General features: G+C 54.4%; 15 protein-coding genes and 3 tRNA genes. 6 read left to right on the top strand and 12 right to left on the bottom strand.

The genetic code is table 11. The features are described from left to right. Positions 1–20: 20 nt before the first annotated feature. The gene (locus HCQ99_RS00905; RefSeq protein ID WP_166984688.1) at positions 21–1268 is read left to right on the top strand and encodes a multidrug effflux MFS transporter; all 1248 of its coding nucleotides are present in this window, start codon (positions 21–23) and stop codon (positions 1266–1268) included. On the opposite strand, the gene HCQ99_RS00900 is transcribed toward HCQ99_RS00905, so the two are convergent. From HCQ99_RS00900 to HCQ99_RS00885, 4 genes are all read right to left on the bottom strand, one after another. Then, on the bottom strand, positions 1265–1933 hold the full coding sequence (locus HCQ99_RS00900) for a pyridoxine/pyridoxamine 5'-phosphate oxidase (RefSeq protein WP_166984687.1): 669 nt from the start codon (positions 1931–1933) through the stop codon (positions 1265–1267). The genes HCQ99_RS00905 and HCQ99_RS00900 overlap by 4 nt on opposite strands. Positions 1934–1996: 63 nt before the next feature. Continuing rightward, positions 1997–2071: transfer RNA gene (locus tag HCQ99_RS00895), tRNA-Val, on the bottom strand. 6 nt (positions 2072–2077) lie between these two features. Next, positions 2078–2151 (bottom strand) — tRNA-Cys (locus tag HCQ99_RS00890). A 47-nt stretch (positions 2152–2198) separates the two neighbouring features. Then, positions 2199–2271, bottom strand: a tRNA-Gly gene (locus HCQ99_RS00885). A 196-nt stretch (positions 2272–2467) separates the two neighbouring features. Here HCQ99_RS00885 and HCQ99_RS00880 point away from each other — a divergent pair. Beyond that, positions 2468–3508, top strand: a complete 1041-nt coding sequence (locus HCQ99_RS00880; RefSeq protein ID WP_166984686.1) for a hypothetical protein — start codon at positions 2468–2470, stop codon at positions 3506–3508. On the opposite strand, the gene HCQ99_RS00875 is transcribed toward HCQ99_RS00880, so the two are convergent. Both HCQ99_RS00875 and zapE read right to left on the bottom strand, forming a co-directional pair. Continuing rightward, a complete protein-coding gene (locus tag HCQ99_RS00875; protein ID WP_166984685.1) occupies positions 3505–4062 on the bottom strand; it encodes a type II toxin-antitoxin system PemK/MazF family toxin in 558 nt (185 codons plus the stop codon). The two genes, HCQ99_RS00880 and HCQ99_RS00875, sit on opposite strands and share 4 nt — an antisense overlap. A 9-nt stretch (positions 4063–4071) precedes the next feature. Then, positions 4072–5178, bottom strand: coding sequence for a cell division protein ZapE (gene zapE / locus HCQ99_RS00870; protein ID WP_424945188.1), 1107 nt, complete (start codon positions 5176–5178; stop codon positions 4072–4074). Positions 5179–5263: 85 nt separating this feature from the next. Here zapE and HCQ99_RS00865 point away from each other — a divergent pair, with 85 nt between their 5' ends. From HCQ99_RS00865 to HCQ99_RS00850, 4 genes are read left to right on the top strand one after another with little or no spacing between them, the layout of a single operon-like run. Next, a complete protein-coding gene (locus HCQ99_RS00865; protein WP_166984684.1) occupies positions 5264–5872 on the top strand; it encodes a DUF3000 family protein in 609 nt (202 codons plus the stop codon). Positions 5873–5874: 2 nt separating this feature from the next. Continuing rightward, positions 5875–7092, top strand: a complete 1218-nt coding sequence (locus tag HCQ99_RS00860; protein ID WP_166984683.1) for an HRDC domain-containing protein — start codon at positions 5875–5877, stop codon at positions 7090–7092. Positions 7093–7123: 31 nt separating this feature from the next. After that, positions 7124–8326, top strand: coding sequence for a thiolase family protein (locus HCQ99_RS00855; protein ID WP_166984682.1), 1203 nt, complete (start codon positions 7124–7126; stop codon positions 8324–8326). Between the two features lie 2 nt (positions 8327–8328). Continuing rightward, positions 8329–10443, top strand: a complete 2115-nt coding sequence (locus HCQ99_RS00850) for a 3-hydroxyacyl-CoA dehydrogenase NAD-binding domain-containing protein (protein WP_166984681.1) — start codon at positions 8329–8331, stop codon at positions 10441–10443. A gap of 87 nt (positions 10444–10530) precedes the next feature. On the opposite strand, the gene HCQ99_RS00845 is transcribed toward HCQ99_RS00850, so the two are convergent. The 6 genes from HCQ99_RS00845 to dut all read right to left on the bottom strand — a co-directional run bounded on the left by HCQ99_RS00845 (position 10531) and on the right by dut (position 18810). Then, a complete protein-coding gene (locus HCQ99_RS00845; RefSeq protein WP_166984680.1) occupies positions 10531–13107 on the bottom strand; it encodes an ABC transporter permease in 2577 nt (858 codons plus the stop codon). Continuing rightward, complete coding sequence (locus HCQ99_RS00840) at positions 13107–13835, bottom strand: ABC transporter ATP-binding protein (RefSeq protein WP_243854755.1); 729 nt, start codon at positions 13833–13835, stop codon at positions 13107–13109. Before HCQ99_RS00840 ends, HCQ99_RS00845 begins: the two co-directional genes overlap by 1 nt. A 101-nt stretch (positions 13836–13936) precedes the next feature. Then, complete coding sequence (acnA, locus tag HCQ99_RS00835) at positions 13937–16633, bottom strand: aconitate hydratase AcnA (RefSeq protein ID WP_166984679.1); 2697 nt, start codon at positions 16631–16633, stop codon at positions 13937–13939. 211 nt (positions 16634–16844) lie between these two features. Beyond that, on the bottom strand, positions 16845–17540 hold the full coding sequence (locus tag HCQ99_RS00830; protein WP_166984678.1) for a DUF3159 domain-containing protein: 696 nt from the start codon (positions 17538–17540) through the stop codon (positions 16845–16847). Positions 17541–17554: 14 nt separating this feature from the next. After that, the gene (locus HCQ99_RS00825; protein ID WP_166984677.1) at positions 17555–18289 is read right to left on the bottom strand and encodes a DUF3710 domain-containing protein; all 735 of its coding nucleotides are present in this window, start codon (positions 18287–18289) and stop codon (positions 17555–17557) included. A gap of 77 nt (positions 18290–18366) precedes the next feature. Next, on the bottom strand, positions 18367–18810 hold the full coding sequence (gene dut, locus HCQ99_RS00820) for a dUTP diphosphatase (protein WP_166984676.1): 444 nt from the start codon (positions 18808–18810) through the stop codon (positions 18367–18369). Positions 18811–18890: the final 80 nt, after the last annotated feature.

Raw genomic sequence — 18890 nt, 5'->3', positions numbered from 1 at the left:
TAGAGGCGTAGACTTATCGGGTGTCAGAAACCTCTGCAATTCGTTTATCAACTGGTTTTCCGGATAAGCCGCCCTTCGCATTAATCATTAGCCTGGCAATGTTAGCGATGTTGGGGCCGTTCACAATCGACATGATCTTCCCCGGTTTCCCGCATATCGGCAGGGAGTTTAATGTCAGCACGGCACAACTGCAGCAAATTACTAGTATTTATCTTGTTGCCTTCGCAGGAATGAGCTTATTTCACGGCGCTATTTCTGATGCGATAGGGCGCAAACGGGTTATGCTGCTTGCCTTTAGCGTCTATCTGCTCGCCAGTCTGGGCACGACTCTTGCGCCGTCGTTCGAGCTGCTGCTGATTTTTCGCACTGTTCAAGGGCTGTCAGCAGGTGGTGCAACTGTTATCTCTCGCGTCATAATTCGCGATCTCTACAGCGGCCCGATTGCGCAGCGACTGACCAGTAATGTGATGATGGTTTTTGCGCTCGCTCCCGCTATAGCGCCAATTATCGGCGGCTGGGTGCTGCTCATCGGCACCTGGCGTCATATCTTTTTTGCGATGTTCGTATACGCCGCTGTGACTCTCGTCTTAACGCTCATTCGCATTCCTGAAACACTGCCTAAAACCAAGCGTCTGCCGTTTAAGCCTGGCGCTATTCTGAAGGCGCTAGTGCATGTGGGTCGCAACCCGCGCTTCTTACTGCTTGGCTTGGTCACATTAGCCAGCCAGGGTTTCTTTGTTTACATCAGTGCCGCGCCTGTCATTATTCCGCACTACTTGGGGCTCAGTGAACAGGACTACTGGCTTTTATTTGTGCCTATTATTGGCGGTATGACCATCGGCAACCTGCTGGTCGGGAGGCTCTCATTCAGGGTGCGGCGCAGCACGTTCATCAGTATTGCGCTTCCGGTGTTGCTCATAGCCCACAGCTACAGCACGGTGATGGCATATTTGATCATCGACACAGGCAACACCCACGCCCTCCCCGCGCAGTTGCTCATGGTGGGGCCGGCGTTGGCCGGGCTGGGTGCGGCACTAATGATGGGCCCGACGCAGCTTGAAATGGTTGACATGTTCCCTGATTCAAAAGGTAGCGCGACCAGCGTCGCATCATTTCTGCTGCTGCTCTGCTCAGCAACTATCGCCGGTGTCATAGTGCCGGCGGCTGAAAGCGCTGCCTGGCAGTTGGCTGCCGGCGCCCTGGGGCTGGTTGTAGTTGGCAGCATCGGATGGTTAATTTACCGGGCTGTCGTTAAAAAACCGGTTTAGGGGTTTAGAAGCGTGTGGCTCCACCCGTCTGCAGTGTTGAGATTCGGCTGCTCGCTCCCCTGCCACTGTAAACGTACCCGCCGGTGCATCCGGTGATCGGTGCCACGCCAGAATTCAATTTCTCGCGGAAGCAACACGAAACCACCCCAGCGCTCCGGCAGCGGCACATCACCTTCCTGATAGAGCGCCTTGGCTGCTGCAAAATTAGCGTCGCGCTCAGCCTCACTCGCAACAGCCTGTGACTGCTGTGAAGAATACCCTGCGAGCCTGTTCTCTACCGGGCGAGCCTGCCAGTATGCCAGATCACTGTCGCGTGAGGTCAGCGTCACATCGCCGCGCACACGCACTTGGATCCACGCATTGTGCCACAGCATCGTAATAGCTGCCTGCGGGTGTTTCTGCAGTTGCACCCCCTTAACAGAGCTGCGGTCAGTATAAAACTCAAAGCCAGACTCCCTAGGCGGCCGCACATACACGATTCGCGAGTCTGGGTATCCGCTCTCAGCATCGAAGGTGGCAAGTGCGGCTGCACGGTGATCAACAATGATATCGCTGCTCTCAGCTGTTTGCCACCACTTAGTTAGCAGGTCTAGTGGTGCATAAGACCCGGAAGCTAAGGCTTCAAAAGTTTCAGTAAAGAGCTGATCATACTGTGCAGAACCCATAATAAAAGTCTATTACGCGATTCTCGCAGTCAGAGAAAACTACTGTGATTAGTAAGTAATCTGTGAGCGATACTGGATTCGAACCAGCGACCTCTTCCGTGTCAAGGAAACGCGCTAACCAGGCTGCGCCAATCGCTCATTTAGTGGAGGTGGCGACGGGATTCGAACCCGTGTATACGGCTTTGCAGGCCGCTGCCTCGCCTCTCGGCCACGCCACCGAAAGGAATAAACCTTACCGGGGGTGGTTCGGTTAACCGCCCACCAGAGCGGATGACGAGACTCGAACTCGCGACCCTCACCTTGGCAAGGTGATGCGCTACCAACTGCGCTACATCCGCTTGCTACACGTTCCCGTGCAACTCGATTAACTTTAATAAACTCATTATCATTTTGCAAATAATCACGGCGCTCAGCGTGTCGCACGCACTCTGCACTGTTTCATTTTGTTAACTCTCGCCCGTATTTACGCGATATGCCCCGAGGTGGCAATAAGCTTTTACATAAGACTGACCCGGCAGTCAAGAACTTATTAAAATGCTCCAAGATCCGATTTCGTCCGAACCCACGCCTGTGCCGCAGCGGCGTCGCACTGGGCGGGTGCTGGCGTCCCTGTTAGTTGGTGCCTGTGTGCTCGCCGGCAGCTACTACGCCTACGATCAGCGCTACACAATTTCAAACTGGATTCAGACGCAACAGTTTGAGCCATCTGCTGAGGTTGCAACTCTCGAAGAGCATCTCCAACTAACCACCGCCGGCTCGCTCGTCTTCAGATCAACGCATCCAGAGATTATCGATCGCGACCGGTTTAATAAGGCGTGTGCCGGTGTTGACCACAGGGAGGGCGGTCATGTTGTCGGTTGCTACTCGCACAAGCACGCAATTTATCTGTTTCGCGTCAATGATTCCCGCATTTCTGGAATCGTCGAAACCACCGCTGCGCACGAACTTTTGCACGCCGCCTGGGCGCAACTTAAAAACGGTGAGCGCGAGAGCCTGCAGCAGCAACTGCTCAGCTTTTATGAGGAAAGAAAAGCCGCAGATCCCGCACTTGCTGAGCGGATGAGCGTGTATGAACACCTCTCAGAAACAAGTTTCGCTAACGAACTCCACTCAGTGTTAGGCACCGAAGTTAGCGATTTGCCCAAGACCCTGGAAACGCACTACAGCAGCTACTTCAAAGACCGCGGTGCGATCCTCTCCTATTTCAACGGTTACCATTCTGTGTTCAGCGACCTCCAGGCAGAAGCTGAGCAGCTACAGGCAAACATGGACGGCATTAAGTCTGAATACGAGTCTCGCAGGGCAAGCTTTGAAGATGCAGTGCGCTCATTTAATGCAGACGCAGAGGCTTTCAGAAAACGCAATGACGAACATTTTTATGCGGACGACCCAGCAGCGTTTTACCGAGAAAGCGATCTACTGAAACAGCGCCGCGACAGCTTAGAAAATGAGCGGCTCCAGCTAGAAGGGCTCGCATCTGATTTTGAAACAAAGAGGCAACGCCTCTTGGAGTTATCTGAAACCTCTGTCGACCTCAACCGGAAACTCGACAGCAGCCTAGATCCGCTCCATTAGAGAACACCTCTGTGCTGCAGTTGTTTAACAACCTCGTCATACTGGCTGCGGCTCACTTGCGCAGCCTCGCGACGCATTCCTGAGGTCTTAACGCGCAAAATACGATGTGGGTTAAGATAGCTGTTTCGCTGTTCCGCATCCCACGGCCCAGACCCTATATTAATAAATCCGCGATGCTGTTTAGTTGACAGATAGCAACCAATTACCGTCTCTTGATCGCAGCGGCCAAGGATCAGCACGGGACGATCTTTGCCGCGCCCGTCAGCCTCCTGATACGGCACCCACGTCCAAACAACCTCACCCGGATCTGGATCGCCATCATGATTCGGTTGATAACCAAACACAGCCGACTTAATTTCTGCTGTTTTAGCGTCACAGGTGGCGCCAGCGCCGTAACGTCCGGGAGATTCCGCGCCAGATACTTGATAACCGTGCTTGTGTTGAGAGGCGCTGCGGCCCCGAGCAGATCTGGTGCCGCGCCGGGTGCGTTTTCCACGAAACAGCTCAGCAAACAGCGACTCTAAAGTTTTTCGGATCAACCGTTCCCAGTTCATATGCGCGCCCTAATCAGCAATTTCTCCTGAGCACAGGGCGTTTACGCGCGACATACAGCGCAGATACTTCTTGCGATAACCGCCATCGAGCATGCCACCGCCGAAAATAGTGTTTAGCGGGATACCGGTTGCTTGCATCGGAATCTGCGCATCGTAAACGCGGTCAATGAAAGCCACAAACCGGAGTGCGGCAGACTGGTCTGTCAGCTCGAAGGTGTCACGCAGGCCGATCCGGTCTATGCCGCTGACCAGCGCCGCATAGCTTGAAGGGTGCACATGTCTCAAGTGGTTAAGCAGGTCAACAAAGCTATCGTCGGTCACAAACTTGCCAGCTGCGCTATCGCGTGCAAGTTTTTCGGTGTACTGCTGACTGCTCAGCACAACCGCTTCACCCTCAATATTGCGCTGTCGGTAGTCTTCGCCGTCAATTCGTACGGTCACGAATTTTTCACTCATAGACTGAATCTCGCGCATAAAATCGGAAGCGGCGAAACGCCCCTCACCCAGTGCATTCGGCGGAGTATTACTGGTTGCAATGAACTTTGAACCGGTTGCGGTGAGATCTTTAATCAGGCGCGTCATCAGCATCGTGTCACCCGGATCATCAAGCTCAAACTCATCGATACAGATAAGTTTTGCGCCGCTGAGCACTTTCACCGCACCGTCGTAACCCAATGCTCCAACAAGCGCCGTATATTCAATAAAGGTGCCAAAATATTTGCGCCCGGCCTGCGCGTGCCATGCGGCCGCCAACAGGTGGGTTTTTCCAACACCGAAACCGCCGTCGAGATAGACACCCATTTTGCCGGCGGGCACAGTTACAGCAGGCGCAAGCTGTGCTGCCTCTTCTGCTACCCCCTGCTTTTTCTTACGCCCAAAGCCGAAAAATCCTCCGCGCTTTTCCTGCAGCGGCTGTGATCCGACACCGGCAACAAAATTGCGCAACAGCTGCCTCGCCTCAGACTGTGAGGAGTGCGCAGGATCCGGTTTATAAGAATCAAAAGTAGCCGTGGCAAACTGCGGTGGCGGTGTCAGAGTCGCCACAAGCTCCATGCCGGTAACCCGTGGGGTCCTGTGCGTCAGGTGATTGAATGCAGAATTTTCGTTTGCTAGCACCCGTTAATTTTAGACCGCTCAGCTTACAGCCAGAATTGCGGCGCGCCTCAGGGGTGGATATGAGAGGCACTCATAAATTATCAGTGTGAGCGCAACTTTAACAACTGCCCCGCCCAGTTTCGAGGCGGCGGTATCGCAAATTCGGGCGGCAAATTTTCGCGCTGAATTGCAGTGGGCAGAAATTGCAGCACCGCGCACAACCGCGCAGTTCACACACGCTATCGGTGGCGGAGTATCACACCTACAAGACAGAAACGCCGAGCCGGATCTTGATTCAGCCGAAGGCGCCGGGCGTCTGATACTTTTACACGACAGTAACAGCGTTGATAGCTGGGGCAGTGATTTTCGTTTTGTGTGCTACGCCCAGGCTCCCCTAGAGCTCGAAATGGGAGACGACCCTTTTATTGCAGATGTCACATGGTCGTGGTTGCTTGATGCGCTCAACAAGCACGGCGCGGACTACACAGCAATATCCGGATCCGCAACAAAAACTATCTCCTCCGGCTACGGTGGGTTAGCAGCAGCGGGCACGGGTGCGCAGCTGCAAATTCGTGCCTCATGGACGCCGTGCGATGACAACTTTGCGGCGCACGCCGAGGCTTGGGCCCAGCTTTTGTGCATGATGGCCGGCCTACCAGACAGTGAGGGCGTCGTTTCGTTGAGCGCGCACCGCGCACGCAAGGAACGCGTTTAACAATGACGTCAGAGAAAGCTTTGCTGCCGCAGAGCTCACTGCGTCTGAGTTGGGAGCTCATTGATGACGATCTCGGTCTTAAAAGAGCTGTTACTGAGTTGGCAGCGCACGACGGACCGTTTGCGTTAGACACCGAGCGAGCATCAGGATACAGATACTTCAGCAGAGCCTATTTGATCCAAATAAAAAGAGGCGATTCGGCGATCTTTCTGATTGATCCGATAGAAATTCTTGATCTTGAGCCACTGCGTGAACTGCTAAACCAATCTGAGTGGATTTTGCACTCTGCGCCGCATGATCTTCCCTGCCTGGCTGAACTGGGGTTGCGCCCGAAAAAACTGTTTGACACCGAGCTTGCCGGTCGCCTGCTTGGGAAAAAGCGCACCGCGCTTGGAAAACTTGTTGCAGAAGTTCTGCATGTGCAGCTTGAAAAGAAGTTTTCTGATGTTGACTGGTCGCTGCGCCCGCTGCACCACGAATGGCTTGAGTATGCGGCAATCGATGTAGAGTTTCTCGCCGACATACGCGAAAATTTTATTGCTGCAGCAAAGAAACAAAACAAGACCGAAATTTTTGCTGAAGAGTTTGCGGCGCTCTTAGAGTGGCAGCCGAAACCTAAACGTGCCGATCAGTGGCGCCGCACTTCACACATTACGAAGGTAAACGGTGATAATCGGGCACTTGCGATTGTCAAAGAGTTGTGGCTCGCCCGCGATGCGCTCGCACGTGAGATGGATGTTGAGCCGACGCTGCTATTGCGCGATAGTGCGATTATTGCGGCCGCTGAAAAACGGCCACGCTCTGAAAATGATCTCGTTCGTATGCGTGACTTTCGCGGCACCGCTGCACGCACAGAAGCCGGGCGCTGGTGGCGGGCGATCCGAAAGGGTAAACAGAGCACTGAGATATTGAAGCACCCACCAGAACGGGGAGATTCTGAAGCCAGTCTACGCAGGCTACTAACCGGCCGTGATGCGGATCCGGTGTTGCGAAAACGCCTCACACGCGGGCGTGAAATCATCGCAGAAATAGCAGATGAGATGGCGATACAACCAGAAAATCTGCTCGAACCGGCTGTTTTAAAACGACTTATTGTTAGGCCGCCTGAAACCCCAGATTTGGAGAGTCTCAACAGTGCCCTGCGCGAGCTTGGTGCGCGTAATTGGCAGGTTGAAGCAATATCTCAAAAACTCAGGCTTATTTTTGTAGACTCAAACTAAAAGTAATTCCATTATTTTATTGGGAGGCAATGTGGCCACTGCAAGGCAAATCGCGTTTGTTGACGGCGTGCGCACACCATTTGGGCGCGCCGGCGAAAAGGGAATGTATTGGAACACCCGTGCCGACGATCTCGCTGTCAAAGCAACTCAGGGACTCTTAGAGCGCAACCCTGAGTTACCGCTAGACCGAATAGACGACGTCGGCATCGCAGCAACCACCCAGCAGGGTGATCAGGGGCTCACCCTGGGGCGCACTGTCGGAATTCTTGCCGGTCTGCCGCAGTCCGTGCCTGGTTTTGCGCTTGACCGCATGTGTGCCGGCGCAATGACAACCACAACTCTGCTGACCAGCGCAATCGGGGCGGGGCACATCGATGTCGCCCTCGCTGGTGGTGTGGAGCACATGGGTCGCCACCCAATGGGGTTTGATGCAGATCCAAACCCGCGTTTTCTCGCGGAAAAAATCGTGTCGCCAGACTCGCTGAATATGGGTATTACCGCTGAGCGGCTGCACGACCGTTTCCCACATCTCACAAAACAGCGTGCAGACGAATTCGCAATGCGCAGCCAGCATAAGGTGGAGGCGGCTTACGGCCGCGGAGATATTCAGGCGGATCTTGTGCCTGTGGCGATTCGCTCTGCGCAAGGGTGGGGGCTTGCAACCGAAGATGAGGGTCGACGCCCAGAGACTAATCTCGAAAGCCTTGCCGGGTTGAAGACACCGTTCCGCCCGCACGGCCGTGTTACCGCGGGTAACGCTTCACCGCTCACAGACGGCGCAACTATGTCACTACTCGCTGGCGCCGATACCGCTAAAGAGCTCGGCCTTAATGTAAAAATGACTTTGGTTAACTACGCATTTGCGGGAGTTGCCCCAGAGGTTATGGGCTTGGGGCCGGTGCCCGCAACCGAAAAAGCACTCAAACGTGCCGGGCTGACAATTGACGATATTGGCCTGTTTGAATTAAATGAGGCTTTTGCCGTACAGGTGCTGTCGTTCACCGATCACTTCGACATTGCAGACGATGATCCGCGCATCAACCCATGGGGTGGCGCAATCGCTGTTGGGCATCCGCTTGCATCTTCTGGTGTGCGTCTCATGATCCAGCTGGCACGCCAATTCGAGCAGCGACCAGATGTGCGTTACGGCATCACAGCAATGTGTGTTGGGCTCGGCCAGGGCGGCTCAATTATCTGGGAAAACCCACACTACAACGGCAAGAAAGGAAAGTAATAATGACTGATTACACAAAAATTGATTTCTCGCCGCTTATCGAGGCATCGGCAGACGAGGTAGTTACCGAAGCGTATGTGCGTGATGTGAAACTTAATTCCGGGAAAACTTTAGCGCTCATCACACTCGATAATGGGCACGACCACTCTCGCCCAAACACTCTCGGCCCGCGCACGCTAGCGGGGCTGGGCAGCACACTAGACGAACTGCGTGCCCGTGCTGCCGCCGGCGCTATTGACGGTGTCGCGGTTACTGGCAAGCCGTGGATTTTTGCTGCCGGTGCTGACCTGTCAAAGGTTGGGTCTCTTGCAACCCGTGAAAATGCGCTGCTGATGGCACAGATGGGTCACTATGTGCTGGGCAAATTTAGCGATCTTGGTGTTCCGTCTTTTGCGTTTGTCAACGGTCTCGCGCTCGGCGGGGCAATGGAAATCGCACTCCACTGCGACTACCGCACACTCGATGAAAACGCCGCCGCACTGGCATTCCCAGAAGTATTCCTGGGAATTATTCCGGGCTGGGGTGGCGCAACACTCGTGCCAAACCTGATCGGCATCGAAGCTGCAATTGACATCATCATCAGCAACCCGCTCAAGCAGAACCGCATGATGAAGCCAAAACAAGCCTTCGAGTTGGGTCTTTTTGACGCAATGTTCGGCTCAGCTAGCTTCCTTGAAAACTCTCTGCGTTGGGCAGACAGCGTTCTTAGTGGTGACACTAAAGTGCAGCGCCCGAATGAGCCCGGCAAGCTTGAACGCCTGACCAAATGGCCGGTTGCCATTAAAATTGCCAGAAAGACTCTTGAGTCAAAAATTGGCACCGCGGCAAAAGCACCCTATCGGGCACTTGAGCTGCTCGATGCTGCAAAAGACAACGACCGCGCAAAGGGCTTTGAACGTGAAGATCAGGCGCTCACCGACCTGATTTCTGATGACCAGTTCCAGGCTTCCATCTATGCCTTCAACCTTGTGCAGAAGCGCGCTAAGAAACCTGCTGGCGCTCCAGCAAAAGAGCTTGCGCAACCCGTTAACAAGGTTGGAGTCATTGGTGCTGGCCTTATGGCAAGCCAATTTGCGCTGCTTTTCGCTCGCAAGCTGCGAGTGCCTGTGCTCATCACCGACTTAGATCAAGAGCGCGTTGACAAGGGCCTTAGTTACATCTATGGCGAAGTTGATAAGATGCACGAAAAGGGGCGTCTCTCAAGCGATGATGCCAACCAAATTAAGGCACTCGTCACCGGCACAACAGATAAATCACTCTACGCAGACTGCGACTGGGTGATTGAGGCAGTGTTCGAAGAACTCGGTGTTAAACACGCTGTCTTCAAAGAGATTGAACCAATCATCAGCGACACCGCGATCATCGCAACAAACACTTCATCACTTTCAGTGGCTGAAATCGGCAGTGTGCTAAAGCATCCTGAACGTCTCGTTGGTTTCCACTTCTTTAACCCAGTGGCGGTTATGCCGCTGATTGAAGTTGTGCGCATCGAGCAAACCAACGATGAGGCACTCGCAACCGCGATGGCCACCGCTAAGAAACTCGGCAAGAGCGCGGTTATCACCGCGGATCGTCCCGGTTTCGTGGTTAACCGCCTCCTTGCAAAGATTATGGGTGAGCCAGCTCGCGCGATTGACAACGGCACCGACCTTGCGGTTGTTGAACGTTCGCTCGATCCAATCGGTTTGCCGATGGGGCCGTTTGAGCTGATCGATCTAGTTGGGTACAAGGTTGCTGCGCACGTGCAAGACACTATGGCAACAGCCTTCCCTGAGCGGTTCTACGCAACCGATACTCTGCACAAACTCTCAGATGTTGAAAGCCCGCTAGAGAAAAATAAAGCCGGAAAACCAACCGGTTTTTCAAAGCAGGCTGCCAAACTCCTGGCGGGGGGCAAGAGTCCGAGCACCGCTGCAGAAATTCTGCGCACCGTTGAAGACGAGCTCGCAAAAGAAATTCACATCATGCTCGAAGAGGGTGTTGTGACCGCTGCTGAAGATATCGATCTCTGTCTTATCTTCGGCGCTGGCTTCCCGTTCCAAGCCGGCGGCATCACGAAGTACCTGGATAGAGTGGGTGCGTCAGAGCGCGTGAACGGTAAGAAGTTTCACGCCTAAACCCTAAAATCTTAGGTTTTTCTAGCGGATCAGCGTCAGCCAAGAAGTTGTTTGGCGCTGATCCGCTAGTTTTTTGTGTAAGAAAATTTAGTCTGTGATCGCTTCAAGCGGTGGCGTGCGTGCAGCATTACGTGCTGGTAGCACAGCGGCTATAACACCCACGACAGCCGAGAAGAGTACCAGCAAACCTAGTTGCTGCCAGTTAATCACCGGATCACCGAGCCCCTGCTCGTCGAGGGTGCGAATAAACGCCCACCCAAGCGTTAGCCCGAGCCCAACACCCAGCAGCGCACCGTAAACTGCAATCTGCACCGCTTCCAAAGTAATCATGGTGCGCACCTGACGGCGATGAGTGCCAACGGCGCGCAGCATGCCAATCTCCTGGCGCCTTTCGATCACGTTCAGTGCGAGGGTGTTCACAATACCTAGCACAGCCACTATCAGTGCCAAGGCCAAAAGCCCGTAAAGCACATTAAGCATCTGATCGATGAGCGCCGCCTGCGCTCCAGCAAACTCGGTCTTAGTGTTTGCCGACAGCACAATATAGTCGTCAATAACGCTTTCAACAGCCTGTTTCAGCTGTTTTACATCCACCCCGTCAGCCGCTTGCAACGGCACAAATGCTAGCGAAACCTTAGGCACATTCGGCACGCCCGCAGTCTGCATCATCTCTAGCGCGTCTGCTGCTAGAGAGCTGCTGACAACCACGTCGCCAAGCAGATCATTCTCAGCGTATACACCCACAATCTGCGCTGTTTTTAGCGCAAGGCCGTTAAACCCTATCGTTGCAGTATCGCCCGCGCTGAGGTTGTGATTTGCAGCATACTTGCGGCTAACAAGCACACCCTTTTGCTTAAGGGTCACATCTCCGGCAACAGATTCTATTTCGATCCCGTCTGTGGGGTCTCCCGAAACGACCGTAACAGCAGCAAACCCGGTTTCTGTTGCCGAAGCATCGGAATTTTCCAGAAGAGACAGCGGCGCAAAGCCGATTGCGGTTACTGTCTCTACCTCATCAAGTTCACTAAGCGCTTCCACAACCTGCTCTGGCACAGAAAACTGTCCGTTTGCCCCGCCGGTTGGCCCCGACACCACCAGGTCTGCTTTTAAGGCGTTATCGGTGAAATCAGTTAGTGATGCTTTCATTGTCGTGCCGAGCATACTGAACGCTGTCACAAGTCCGATGCCCAGGGCAAGGGCAAAAGCTGTTGTAGCGGTGCGTCGCGGATTGCGCTGTGAATTGGTGGCGGCAAGTTTACCCACCGCTCTGAAAGGCAGCCCGATAAATGTGCCCAAAGCGGGCACAACAACTCGCACAATAGCTGGTGAAAACAGTGCCACACCGGTAATCAAGCAAACAGCACCAACAGCGACAACACTCGCACGCGACTCGGTGCTCTGCTCTGCGAGCAACCAGCCTCCCGCGACAACGGCTGCAACACCGAGCAGCAGCACAATCAAGCCACTAATTGTGCGCGCCTTCAGGCCTCCCCCGTCTTGCTGGCGCATCGCAGCAACCGGACGCACCTGCCCTGCGCGGCGTGCCGGTGCCCAAGCGCTTAATACGGTTACCACCGTGCCCACGATAAGGGGCACGAGAACTGTTTCAACAGATAGTTGCATGCCGGTATTTGGCAGTTCCATACCGGCTGCCGCCATTCCGGCAAGAATCAGGCGGACCAGCCCAAACCCCGCAGCGACACCGAGGATCGATCCGAACACACCCACCAAAATTGCCTCAAAAACGATACCGCGTGTGAGTTGCCGCTGTGAGGTGCCGATCGAGCGCAATAGCGCAAACTCCCGCTGTCGCTGGGCGACGATCATAGCGAAAGTATTGGCAATAATAAAGGTGCCAACAAACAGTGCGATTAGACCAAATGCGAGCAGGAAGTAGTTTATAAAGCTTAAAGCTGTGGTGACCCGGTCTGTTGTTTCAGCGGCGAGGTCTGCGCCAGAGCGCACAGTGAACTGTGGGTAAGTCTCAGTTAGATGCTCAACAAGAGAGTCAGCGTGTTTGCCGCTCACCCCGAGCTGTCCGGCAACGCCATTTGGCAGATAAGACTCAATATATGCGGGGGCGTCCATATAGACGGTGAATGCCCCACCCGGGCGCACCTCAGTGGTAACGATAGCCGACACCGTAACGTCTCGTCGCGCATCTGAGTCAATCAGAATCAGTTCATCGCCGATTTTAATGTTGAAACGATCGCTATCAGCCTCATGCACCGCAACCTCTTGGGTGCCGTGCGGCGCTGCCCCTGTAACAACCGTGGCAACGTGTGACACAGCATCTGTCGCATCATAATACGGTGCGACGTGCACGGGCGCTCCACTAGTGCGCAGCTGCTCACGGTCTGAATTGGCGATCACTACCGGAGTGGTGCTCAAAATCGCGGCGCGTTTTACTTCAGGATCTGCCGCTATCTTCTCTCGCCATGCAGCGTCAAGCGGCACGCCAGCGTCGCTGCTTGAGACGACCGCGTCGATACCATCAAAATTGGAGCTGACGATCTCGTCAAATGCACCCTTTAGGGTGTTAGTGAATATAAAACTGCCGGCAACAAACGCTGTTCCGAGCACAACAGCGAGCACGGTTAAGAGCAACCGCACTTTGTGCGCGAGCAGATTGCGGATTGATACTTTTCTGAGTGCTGCGGACATTAGCGCCCTTCAAACTCAGTCATAGTGGCCAAAATTTCATCGGTTGTGGGATTCTCAATCTCTGTCACAATCTTGCCGTCTGCAAGAAAAACCACCCTGTCAGCGTAGGACGCCGCTCTGGGATCGTGAGTGACTATAACCACAGTCTGTTTGTCAGTATCAACAGCGGTGCGCAGAATCTGCAGCACCTCTTTTGAGCTGTTGGAGTCTAGGTTTCCTGTTGGTTCATCACCGAAGATAATTTCTGGTTTCGCAACCAGGGCGCGGGCGCAGGCAACACGCTGCTGCTGACCGCCGGAGAGTTCACTGGGCCGGTGACCAAGGCGAGAGCTCAGCCCGAGGCGCTTAGTTACCTCTTGAAACCACTCTTTATCAACAGAGCGCCCAGCTATATCCAACGGCAGAGTTATGTTTTCTGCCGCGGTTAGAGTTGGCACAAGGTTAAAAGACTGAAAAATAAAGCCCAGCCGGTCGCGGCGAAGGTTGGTTATCTCTTTATCTTTCAGTTTGGTGATTTCGGTTTCACCAATATAGCTCTCCCCCGCAGTAGCAGTGTCGAGACCGGCCATGCAGTGCATGAGCGTTGATTTTCCAGAGCCTGAGGGGCCCATGATCGCTGTGAACTGCTGTTTCTTAAATTCGACTGAAACTCCAGCTAGGGCGTGCACAGCTGTGTCGCCGCTGCCATAAGTTTTAACGAGATTCACTGCTTTTGCGGCGTAAGTCACTAAATTATTCCTATTCAATACGTGGGGAAAAACTGCGGGGGCAGAAGCTTTTAGCCCCTACCCCCGCTAGTAAATGAGTAGCTGACAGTACCTAGGTGTGTTTAGACGAGTGACCGCAATACGTACTGCAGAATGCCACCATTGCGGTAGTAGTCAGCCTCACCGGGGGTGTCGATACGCACCACCGCGTCAAACTCAGTGACACGGCCGTCATCGTGCTGCGCTTTAACCTTAACTGTTTCTGGGGTGCGCCCCTCATTAAGCTCGGTGATACCAGAAATGCTAAACACCTCAGTGCCGTCAAGACCCAAAGAGTCCGCGTTCTGACCGGCTGGGAATTGCAGCGGTAACACACCCATACCGATCAAGTTTGAGCGGTGAATACGCTCGTAGGATTCAGTGATCACTGCACGCACACCGAGCAGCGCGGTGCCCTTTGCAGCCCAGTCACGTGAAGACCCGGAGCCGTACTCTTTACCACCAAGGACAACCAGCGGCACGCCAGCTTCCTTGTAGTTCATCGCAGCGTCATAAACTGCTGCTTGCTCTCCGCCGTTAGTGAAGTCGCGGGTGAATCCACCTTCAACACCGTCGAGCAGCTGGTTCTTAATACGAATATTTGCGAAGGTGCCGCGGATCATAACCTCGTGGTTGCCACGACGTGACCCGTAGCTGTTGAAGTCCTTCGGAGCAACACCGTTCTCGGTCAGGTAGCGACCAGCTGGGGTGTCAGCGCGGAATGAACCGGCCGGGGAAATGTGGTCGGTGGTGACCGAGTCGCCCAGCTTCAAAAGCACTCGGGCACCGTCAATGTCGGTTACCGGTGCTGGAGTGAGCTCCATGCCCTCGAAATAAGGCGGTTTGCGCACGTAGGTTGAATCTTCCGCCCACTCGAAGGTGTCGCCAACCGGGGTGTCCAGGTTCTGCCAACGCTCGTCACCATCAAAAATGGTGTCGTACTTGCTGTTGAACATTTCTGTGTCGATCGACTCATCAATGATCTGCTGCACTTCTGCAGGGTCTGGCCAGATATCCCGCAAGAAAACATCCTGCCCGTCTGCATCCTGACCGAGTGGCTGGGTCTCAAAATCAAAATCCATTGACCCGGCAAGTGCGTAAGCAATAACGAGCGGCGGTGATGCAAGGTAGTTCATCTTCACATCTGGATTGATGCGACCCTCAAAGTTGCGGTTTCCTGACAGCACAGCCGTGACTGAAAGATCGTTTTCCTGGATCGCCTGTGAGATTTCACTTGCGAGCGGGCCAGAGTTACCGATGCAGGTTGCGCAGCCGTAACCAACAACGTAGAAGTTAATTGCTTCAAGATCTTGCAGCAGACCCGACTTCTCGTAGTAGTCGGTAACGACCTTAGAGCCTGGTGCGAGTGAGGTCTTCACCCACGGTTTCGATGTCAAGCCCTTGCGCACAGCGTTGCGTGCCAGCACACCGGCTGCCACCATAACTGATGGGTTTGAGGTGTTGGTGCAAGAGGTGATCGAAGCGATTGATACCGCGCCGTGGTCAAGGGTGAACTCACCGGCCTCGGTCTTAACCTGAACCGGTGTGCTCTGCCGGCCGAGCTCAGCATCAACGGCGACATCATCTGCAACATAGTTTGTTAGATCCGAACGGAACTGCTGCTTTGAGGCTGTCAGCGCGATGCGATCCTGCGGGCGTTTCGGGCCGGCGATTGACGGCACAACGGTCGACAGATCGAGTTCAAGATACTCAGAGAATGCTGGTTCAATCTCAGGGTTGTGCCACAGCCCCTGCAGTTTTGTGTACTCGCGCACGAGGTCGATCTGCTCTTCTGAACGACCGGTCAGGCGCAGGTAATCGAGGGTCACGTCGTCAATCGGGAAGATTGCCGCGGTTGAGCCAAACTCCGGGCTCATGTTACCGATCGTCGCACGGTTAGCAAGCGGCACAGCAGACACGCCCTCGCCGTAGAACTCCACGAATTTTCCAACTACCCCGTGTTTACGCAGCATTTCGGTGATGGTGAGCACAACATCGGTTGCGGTTGCGCCGGCAGGGATTTTACCCGAGAGTTTAAACCCAACAACACGTGGGATCAGCATTGAAACAGGCTGACCGAGCATCGCTGCCTCTGCCTCGATGCCACCGACACCCCAGCCGAGCACGCCAAGGCCGTTCACCATGGTGGTGTGTGAGTCGGTGCCAACACAGGTGTCTGGGTAGGCGCGCAGCACACCATCAACCTCGCGGGTCATGGTGATACGGGCGAGATGCTCAATATTCACCTGGTGCACAATGCCCATACCAGGCGGCACAACCTTAAAGTCGTCAAAAGCGGTCTGCCCCCAGCGCAAGAACTGGTAGCGTTCACCGTTGCGCTGGTATTCGATATCCATGTTGCGCTCAACTGCGTTTTCAGAGCCGAAAACATCGATCTGAACTGAGTGGTCGATAACCATCTCAGCGGGTGCGAGCGGGTTAATACGTTTTGGGTCACCGCCGAGCTCTGCAACCGCTTCACGCATAGTTGCGAGGTCTACCACACAAGGAACACCGGTGAAATCCTGCATGATCACACGTGCGGGGGTGAACTGAATTTCAGTGTTTGGCTCCGCCGCGGGATCCCAGTTAGCAAGCGCCTTAATGTGATCGGCGGTAATATTTGCGCCGTCTTCTGTGCGCAGCAAGTTCTCAAGCAAAACCTTCAAGCTAAATGGGAGCTTCTCGTAACCCTCAACTGCGTCAAGCCGGTAGATTTCGTAGCTCTTGTCACCGACAGCGAGCGTGTCTTTTGCATTAAAGCTGTTTACGTTGCTCACGTTTTCTCCAATCCGCGACACTGCCGCAAATAGTTTGATGTCAAGATAATTCTATAGCACTTCTTACCACCCAGAATACACCTCAGATCGCCGTGTTTATGCGGCGCAAAAGCCTATTCATCAGATGTAGGCAAGGCGTAATTTGCTAATAATTTTCTTGCGGATCGCAGCGCAAAACACCGCTAAAGCAATCGCGCGCGCTGATCCCCGGCTATTCGATAATCAGTTTTTTCGAGCGCTGCTTTTCTACCGCAAACGCCGCAGCAAAACCGCGCCAAGTAAGAAACAGCAGCAAACCGTAGAGGGGTAACCCCATCACTATGCGCGAGACGCCCAGAGCCTCAACATGACCTGCAAAATAAAGCGGCAGCTGCACCGCTAGACGCGCAATGAACAACCCCAGCCAGGCAAAGGTAAACACCCATGCGGTGCGACGCAGCGGTTTCGAGTCGCGCCACGCAGTCAGGCTGCCGGTAAGAGCGCCGGTGATAATTCCTAATAACGGCCATCTAACAGCCAGAGACACAATGATTACTATCGCCCACAGCGTGTTTATCCAGAACCCCGGAACGTAGTATGTGGTTCCTTTACCGGTGAACAACACCAACAGTGTGCAGATACCAACAGCTGCTGCACCGTACAGTGCGGGCAGCGGATTTTCACGCCTGAACGCCCGCACTAAAACAAGCGCGAATGACAGTGCAAGGGAAATAAGCGCCGCCCAAACAGCCTTCTGAGTCAGCGTGAAAATAATTAGAAAAATAATTCCTGGCGCGGCGCTCTCAATAAGCCCGCGCACACCACCCATGCTCGTCACAACCGAGTTGGCGGTAGCTTCTTCTCCGCGGGCGGCACGGCGCACAGCGGTCACCATTCCGCCGCCAGCGTTTTTCCCCAAAAAAGCCACTAGTTAAACCCGCGCTAAGCTTCGATGTTGCCGGTGACACTATTTGGGGTTGCTTGCTCCTGAGCTGCCCCAGCAGGCACCCGCAACGGCAGCAACTCACGCGGCGGCATGGGAGCTTGCCCACGCACCACAACAAGCTCACGGAACACGCTTTCAATCTGCTCGACGCCCTCCCCACCGGCAGCGGCATCTCCGACGATGACGCCGCGCAGCATCCAGCGTGGGCCGTCAACCCCAATGAAGCGAATTGGCTTGGCGTTCTCAGGCGCATCCGGGCGTGGACTAATAATCAGCTCGCCACCGAATCTGCCGACCTGTTCGATTACTGTTGCGCCCTGCTGTTCCAAACCCTGTTTAATCTCAGCGCGCACCTCAGACCAGATGCCAGTGCTTTTCGGCGCTGAAAAGGCCTGCACCTGCATAGTAGAACCAGCGTAGTCCATCGAAATTGCAACAATCCGCTTGGAAGCCTGATCAACGTCCAGACGAACCTTCAGCCCCTCGCGCGGAGCAACCTTAATTCCGCCCATGTCGATGTACGGGCGAATGCTCGGCACCTCAGTAACATCAAACGGGCCGTTCACGGCACGATCAACCGGGGCGTCTTTACCTCCCTGCACATCAGTCGGCGCAGCCTCGGCAACAGCTGCATCGGCAACAGCAGCGTCAGCAACCGTAGTGTCACCATCCTTGGCCACCGCAGCCTCTATCTTTTCATTTTTCTGAGTTTTACGTTTCTTACCAAACATTGAATAAGCCTCGATTGTATCCATCAGCGGGACATCCGCTACTGCATTAAGTCTAGTTGCCCTCTAGATTCGCCTAATTAAACTGCGTCGCGCACACCGGTTGATCCAAACCCGCCCTCGCCACGCGCACTCTCTTCAAGCGTCTCAACCGGCACAAACTCTGCGTGTGTGACCGGCATAATCACAGCTTGTGCGATGCGATCGCCCGGCGCAATCTCAAAAGGTGTGCGCGGATCGTGATTGATAAGCGGCACAAAGATCTCACCGCGATACCCAGAGTCAACAACTCCTGGGGCGTTCAAAACCGTCACCCCGTGCTTTGCCGCGAGACCTGAACGCGGCATCACGAAAAGCGCATAGCCGTCTGGCAGCGCGACTCGCACACCGGTCGGTACTAGCGCCCTCTCCCCTGGCGCAATAGTTACTGCGCTGCTTGCGCGTAGGTCAGCACCGGCGTCCCCCGGCAGTGCGTAGCGCGGGGGCTCGGAAGCAACAAATGGAACCTCTAGTTTGTCAGTCACAGTATTTATGTTAGCGACCACAGTTTTGTGTTCGCTTAAACATCCTCTAGGCAGGCGTGACCTGAAACCAGCTCTCAGAA

Origin of the sequence: Canibacter zhoujuaniae (assembly GCF_011752015.1) — a bacterium.
Lineage (GTDB): Bacteria > Actinomycetota > Actinomycetes > Actinomycetales > Microbacteriaceae > Canibacter > Canibacter zhoujuaniae.
Note: the sequence above shows the minus strand (reverse complement) of the source record. Positions and strands in the feature narration are given on the sequence as shown.

Excerpts from the sequence above, each read along its gene's own strand:
- HCQ99_RS00860 (WP_166984683.1), top strand. The coding sequence starts at position 5,875 with ATGACGTCAGAGAAAGCTTTGCTGCCGCAGAGCTCACTGCGTCTGAGT.
- HCQ99_RS00875 (WP_166984685.1), bottom strand. The coding sequence starts at position 4,062 with ATGAACTGGGAACGGTTGATCCGAAAAACTTTAGAGTCGCTGTTTGCT.
- HCQ99_RS00845 (WP_166984680.1), bottom strand. The coding sequence starts at position 13,107 with ATGTCCGCAGCACTCAGAAAAGTATCAATCCGCAATCTGCTCGCGCAC.
- HCQ99_RS00900 (WP_166984687.1), bottom strand. The coding sequence starts at position 1,933 with ATGGGTTCTGCACAGTATGATCAGCTCTTTACTGAAACTTTTGAAGCC.
- HCQ99_RS00850 (WP_166984681.1), top strand. The coding sequence starts at position 8,329 with ATGACTGATTACACAAAAATTGATTTCTCGCCGCTTATCGAGGCATCG.
- HCQ99_RS00880 (WP_166984686.1), top strand. The coding sequence starts at position 2,468 with ATGCTCCAAGATCCGATTTCGTCCGAACCCACGCCTGTGCCGCAGCGG.
- HCQ99_RS00825 (WP_166984677.1), bottom strand. The coding sequence starts at position 18,289 with ATGTTTGGTAAGAAACGTAAAACTCAGAAAAATGAAAAGATAGAGGCT.